Source organism: Pseudomonas putida (genome assembly GCF_030159595.1).
In the GTDB taxonomy this organism is placed as follows: Bacteria; Pseudomonadota; Gammaproteobacteria; order Pseudomonadales; family Pseudomonadaceae; genus Aquipseudomonas; species Aquipseudomonas putida_AC.
On record NZ_BSKJ01000001.1, the window covers coordinates 225492 to 231391 of the forward strand.

Below are 5900 nucleotides of genomic sequence, written 5' to 3' on the forward strand. Positions count from 1 at the left end.
CACCCCCGGCGGCAAACCGGGGAGTTTGTCTCGGAATATATCAGTGCTCGGCGAACACCACGGTACGCGCCGCCACCACCAGACAATCGGTCAGTTCTGGCGAGGAGAACTTGGTGAGGATGGCGTTGGCCCCGGCCTGGGTCGCCTTTTCGCTGCTCATGGCACTGTCCAGCGAGGTGTGCAGCAGCACATACAGGTGCTGGAAGTCGGGGGTTTCGCGCAGGGTACGGGTGAAGGCGTAGCCGTCCATCTCGCTCATTTCGATGTCGGAGACGATGATGTTGATCTCTTGCGCGGTGCCTTGCAGTTCCAGCAATACGTTGATGGCGTCTTTGGCGCTGCGCGCGGTGTGGCAGTCGATGCCCAGGTTGCGCAGGGTGTGTACCGACTGTTGCAGGGCGACCTGGCTGTCATCCACCACCAGGATGTTGGCGGCGGCCAGCAGGCTGGCGTCTTCTTCACTCAAGGTGCCGTGACGCGGCTCGGCCACCTGTGGGGCGATGGCGTGGATGACTTTCTCGATGTCCAGCACCTGCACCAAGGCGTTGTCCACGCGGGTCACGCCGGTGATGAACGAGCGGTTGCCCGAACCAAAGGGCGGCGGTTTGATGTCGGTGCTCAGGCAATGCACGATGCGGCTGACCGCCTGCACATGCAGGCCCTGGCGCGAGCGGCTGATCTCGGTGACGATCAGGCAGCCGCCGTCCGGGTCGGCGAGGGGGCGCTCTCCGATGGCGCGGGACAGGTCGATGACCGACAGCGAATGGCCGCGCAGGGTCGCCACGCCTTTTACGTTAGGGTGCGCTTCGGGCAGCTTGGTCAGTGGCGGGCAGGGGATGATCTCGCTGACCTTGAGCAGGTTGATTGCCATCAACTTGCCGCTGCGCAGGGTGAACAGCAGCAGGGACAGCGAGTCCGCGCGGGCATTGTGCGTGGCCATGGTGACCTTCGGTGGAGAACAGGGGATAACCGGTTATCGGCCTGTTCTGGTCGGGCTTTAGGCATTTTGCACAGAACCCGAGAATGCATGGGGTCCTGTGGGCACGGGCCTGGATCAGCGTTCCCGCAGCGCCTCCTTTGCTCGGTTCAGCGGCTTGATCAGGTAATCCAGAATGGTCTTTTCCCCGGTACGGATATCCACCGTGGCTATCATCCCCGGCACGATCGCAAAGTGCTTGCCAGCCTTGTTCTGCAAGCTGTCCTGCTCGGTACGGATGAACACCCGGTAGTAGTAGATTTCCGGCTTCACTTCATCCTGCAAGGTGTCCGGCGAAATCCCCACCACCTTGCCGTCCAGCCCGCCATACACCGAATAGTCATAGGCACTGATCTTGACCTTGGCCGGCTGGTCCGGGTGGATGAAGGCAATGTCACGTGGGGCGATGCGGGTTTCGATCAGCAGGCGTTCGTCCATCGGCACGATCTTCATCACCTGGCCGCCGGGCTGTACCACGCCGCCCAGGGTGTTGACCTCGATGTCCTTGACGATGCCACGCACCGGCGAGCGCAAGGTCAGGCGGGTAAGCGAGTCGCTGCGCCCACGGACCACTTCCGACAGGCTGTCGGCCTCGGCACTGGCCTTGGCCAGTTCTTCCCGGGCGCGCACCAGGTAATCGGAGCGGGCTTCGTTGGCCTTGAGCTCCAGCTCCGAACGCTGGCGGTTCAGGCGGATCACTTCGACCCGACTGGAAGCGCCCATCTTTGCCAGGTTTTCGGTGATCTTCAGCTCGCTGCGCACCAGTTGCAACGAGTCCTGGATACCTGCCAAGGTCTGCTCCAGGCCGCGGCGGCGGGTCTGGTACAGGGCGGTTTCGGCGTCGATCAGCTCAGGGGAGTCGCGCAGGCTGTCCGGGAAGGTCAGCGGCTTGCCGGTCACCTCTGCCTGCAAGCGGGCCTGGCTGGCCTTGGCGGCGCGGTACTTGGCTTCGCTCTCGCCGACACTGGAGGCGGTCTTGGTCGGGTCGAGCTGGGCCAGCACCTGGCCGCGCTCGACCAGATCACCCTCGGCCACGCTCATCTGCGCGACGATGCCGCCCTCGAACGACTGGATCACCTGCTCCCGCGAACTGGGGATCACCTTACCGGTGCCGGTCGATACTTCGGTCACCTCGAACCAGGCGGCCCAGGCCAGGAACGCGGCCAGCATCAAGGCGCAAATCGTGATGATGCGGCCAGCGCGGAACACCGCCTGGTCGTCCTGCCCATCCAGGTAGGAAGCCGGGAGTTCATGGTTGCTCATGCCTGGGCTCCTTGCAGTTTGGCCAGCGCGGCATCGCGCGTGTCATCGATGACAATGCGCCCGCCGTCGAGCACCAGGATGCGGTCGACCCGTTGCAGCACGCTCAGGCGGTGGGTGGCGATCACCAGGGTGCGGCCCTGGCAGAAGCGCTCAAGGTTATCCAGCAGCTTGCGCTCGGTCATGTCGTCCAGCGATGCGGTCGGTTCGTCCAGCAGCAGCACTTGCGGTTGGCGTACCAGCAGGCGCGACAGCACCAGGGCCTGACGCTGGCCGCCAGACAAGCCCAGGCCGCCTTCCAGGATCAGGTGGTCCATGCCCTTGGGCAGGCGGCGGACGAAGTCCAGCGCACCTGTGGCAGCCAGTGCGGCCACCAGTTCCTGGTCGCTGGCCTGGCCGGCGCCGAGGGTGAGGTTTTCCCGCAGGGTGCCGTGGAACAAGCGCGCGTATTGCGCCAGCACGCCCACATCACGGCGCAGGTCGGCAGGGTCGAGGTGGGCCATCGCGATACCGTCCAGGCTGACCTCGCCTTGCACCAGGTCCATGGCCCCGCCCAAGGCTTGCAGCAGGGTCGACTTGCCGGCGCCGTTACGCCCGAGCACGGCAATGCGCTCGCCGGGCTGGATGTCCAATTGGCCGATGTTCAGCACGGGCGGCGACTCTTCGCTGTAGCGGAAGTTGGCCTGGCGCAGGCGGTATTCGCCACGAATGGCTGGCAAGTGCACGCGGGCTTCGCCTTCGGGGTGGTCAACCGGGGATTGCATCAGCTTGTCCAGCCCTTGCAGGGCCACCTTGGCCTGCTGCCAGCGGGTCAGCACATGGGTCAGTTGCGCCAGTGGCGCCATCATCCGTGACGAGAGCATCGACGCCGCCACCAGGCTACCCGTGGTGAGGTCGCCGGCGATGACCATGGGGGCGCCGACCACGATGACCACGGCAAACACCGCGCCCTGCACGTTCTGGGTCCAGGTCACCAGGCCGTTGGTGAGGGTGCGCAGGCGCAGGTTGGTGTGGGCGCAGGCGGCGTTGTACTGGTTCCATTGCCGCTCGAAGCGCGCTTCGGCCTGCAAGGCCTTGATCTCGTCCAGGCCCTGGATGCTTTCCACCAGCATGGCGTTGCGCAGCGCCGACTCGCGCATCGAAGCATTGGCCAGCCGCGCCAGGCGCCGTTGTGCCAGCACCCCGGGCACCACCATGGCCAGCAGCGCAACCAGCGGGATGAACACCAGCACACCGCCAATAAGCCAAAACACCAGCAGGAACAGCAGGAAGAACGGCAGGTCGGCCAAGGCCGTTGCGGTACTGGACGTGATCAGGTCGCGGATCGACTCCAGTTCGCGTAGCTGCGAGATAAACGAACCGGTGGACTTGGGCCGCACCGAATTGCGCAGGCGCAGGGCATGCCCGTAGACCAGGTCGCTTACCCGCAGGTCGGCGCGCTTGCCAAGCAGATCGGTCACCTTCAGCCGCAGCAGGCGCATGCTGAAGTCGAACACCAGCGCCAGCACCACGCCGCCAAACAGCACATACAGGGTGGGCAGCGATTCGGCCGGGATCACCCGGTCGTACACCTGCATCGAGAACAGTACGCCGGCAAGGGCCAGCACGTTGGCCACCAGCGAAGCGACCATTACCTGGCCATAGGGGCGCAGGTCGCGCAGCACAATGCGGGCGAACCAGTGGCGGTCGTAGGGTGCGGTGTAGTCGTCGGTGCGCACGTCACGCAGCGGCCGCGCCGGGCGCAGCAGGGCGACGCGGTTGATGCGACCCTTGAGGCTGTCGCGGGGCAGGCGTGAGGTCAGGCCCTGGTCGCCGGCAAACACCACCGCCAGGTCGTCCTCTTCAGTGACCGACTCGACCACCGCCAGCTGGCCATCGTCCAGCTCCAGCACCAACGGGGTGCGCCATTGCCGTAAGCCTTTGGCATCGAAGCGCACGAAGCGCAGGGCCAGGCCGGCCTGGCGTGCCATGTGACGGAGGATTTCGTCCAGCGGGCGGGCGTCCTCGACGGCGGCCAGGCGAATGCGTTGGGGCGACACGTCCAGGCGGTAGTGATGCGCCACTTGCAGCATCACCTCCAGCCATGGCCCAAGGTCTGGCCGGTGAGCCTCTTCGGGGGCCGCAGCGGGCGTCTGGTTCGGCAGGGTCACATTGATGGAATCGGTCATGGCTGGATCTCCACCCCTTGCAGGTTGCGCCCCTCGAGGCCAAAGGCCGTGCGCAGGGCGCCGGTGTTGTACAGGCAGTCGACATCCAGGCGCAGCAGGTCGGAACGGGTGCCGGCAAGTTCGAAGCGTGACTGGTAGATTTCCTGCTCGGCGTTGAGCAGGTCGAGCAGGGGGCGCGTGCCCAGGTCCAGATACTGCCGGCCGTACAGCATGCGCGCCTCCTGAATGCTGACCTGGCGTGCTTCCAGCGATGTCAGCCGGCGGCCCAACCCAGAGGTTTGCGCCATGGCCTCGGCCAGGCCGCGACGGGCCTGCAAGCGTGCCGCATCCTCGGCGGAGTCGGCGGCAGTCAGCGCGTGGCCGGCAGCGCGGGTGCGGGCGCTGATGGCACCGCCCTGGTAGATGGGTACCTCGACGTTCAGGTAGATGCCGGCCTGGGTGCGGTCCAGGCGCGCGTTGTCGCGGTTGTAGTCGTCGTCCAGGTAGTGGTTGACCTGCGGTTGCAACGACAGGGTCGGGTAGGCCTCGGCCTTGGCCTGGGCCAGTTCGGCCTGTCCTTGGGCGCGCTGGGCCAAGGCCATCAGTACAGTGGGCAGGCGGTCATCGCCTTGGGAGGGCCGTTTGCAGGCCAGGTTCAGCTCGGGTGGTGTTTCCTCGGTCAGCGCCGGTGGGGTAACGCGGCCCATCAGTGCCGCCAGGGTCGAACGCCAGCGTTCGAATTGTGACTGGTATTCCTCCAGCGTGGCGCGTGCGCTCTCCACGCGGGACTCGGCCTGCACCACGTCGGAACGGGTGCTGGCGCCCATGTCGCTGCGCTGGCGGGCCATGCCGGCAATGTCGCCGACCCCGCGAATCTGGTCGCGGGCAATGGTCATCAATTGCTCGTAACGGCGGGTTTCTATCCAGGCGTAGGCCGTGTCGCGGGCCAGGTCGTCGACCACCAGCAGGATGTTGGCCTGAGCACGGGCGGCGGCGGCCTGTGCCGCGTTGACGGCGTTGTCGACTTTGCCGAAATCGTAGAGCATCTGTTTAAGCGACAGGTTCACGGCCTGGCTGTTGCGGTCGCCGCCATAACCGGTGTCATAACCGGTGCGGATACCGCCGGAAATCTGCGGGTAATACCCTGCGCGGGCGACGTTGATGCCTTCGCCCTGCTTGTACAGGTTGCCGATGGCCTCGGCGATGCTGGGATGCCATTGCGCGGCTTGCAGCACCGCGTCAGTCAGCCCCAGGCGGTCGCCACTGGCAACCGGGGCCATGCCGACAGGAGGGCGGGCGGGCACCGCTTCGGGCGCATCGCGTAGCAGCGATGGCCCGATCTGGCGCAGTTGTGGGTCGATGTCGTCGGCTGCCTGGGCGGCCGGGTGGAAGTTCAGCACCAGGAGCCCGAAGGCGCCCAGCAACAGCGGTGACAGCGGACTGCTTCGCTTCACATAGTTCCCTTACTGCTGGTCGTCCATGCCGCCGGGCGTGTGCCCGGCGGGATTACAGCGGCC

The 5900-nt window shown here is 65.9% G+C and carries 4 protein-coding genes; all 4 read right to left on the reverse strand.

The features are described from left to right. Positions 1–40: 40 nt before the first annotated feature. On the reverse strand, positions 41–940 hold the full coding sequence (locus tag QQL85_RS01080) for a chemotaxis protein (protein WP_284356218.1): 900 nt from the start codon (positions 938–940) through the stop codon (positions 41–43). A gap of 114 nt (positions 941–1054) precedes the next feature. Continuing rightward, positions 1055–2239 (reverse strand): HlyD family type I secretion periplasmic adaptor subunit, encoded by a 1185-nt coding sequence (locus tag QQL85_RS01085; RefSeq protein WP_284356217.1) that lies wholly within the window; start codon positions 2237–2239, stop codon positions 1055–1057. Further along, the gene (locus QQL85_RS01090; RefSeq protein ID WP_284356216.1) at positions 2236–4404 is read right to left on the reverse strand and encodes a type I secretion system permease/ATPase; all 2169 of its coding nucleotides are present in this window, start codon (positions 4402–4404) and stop codon (positions 2236–2238) included. The genes QQL85_RS01085 and QQL85_RS01090 overlap by 4 nt, the downstream gene beginning before the upstream one ends. Next, positions 4401–5837, reverse strand: coding sequence for a TolC family outer membrane protein (locus tag QQL85_RS01095; protein ID WP_284356215.1), 1437 nt, complete (start codon positions 5835–5837; stop codon positions 4401–4403). Before QQL85_RS01095 ends, QQL85_RS01090 begins: the two co-directional genes overlap by 4 nt. Between the last annotated feature and the right edge of the window lie 63 nt (positions 5838–5900).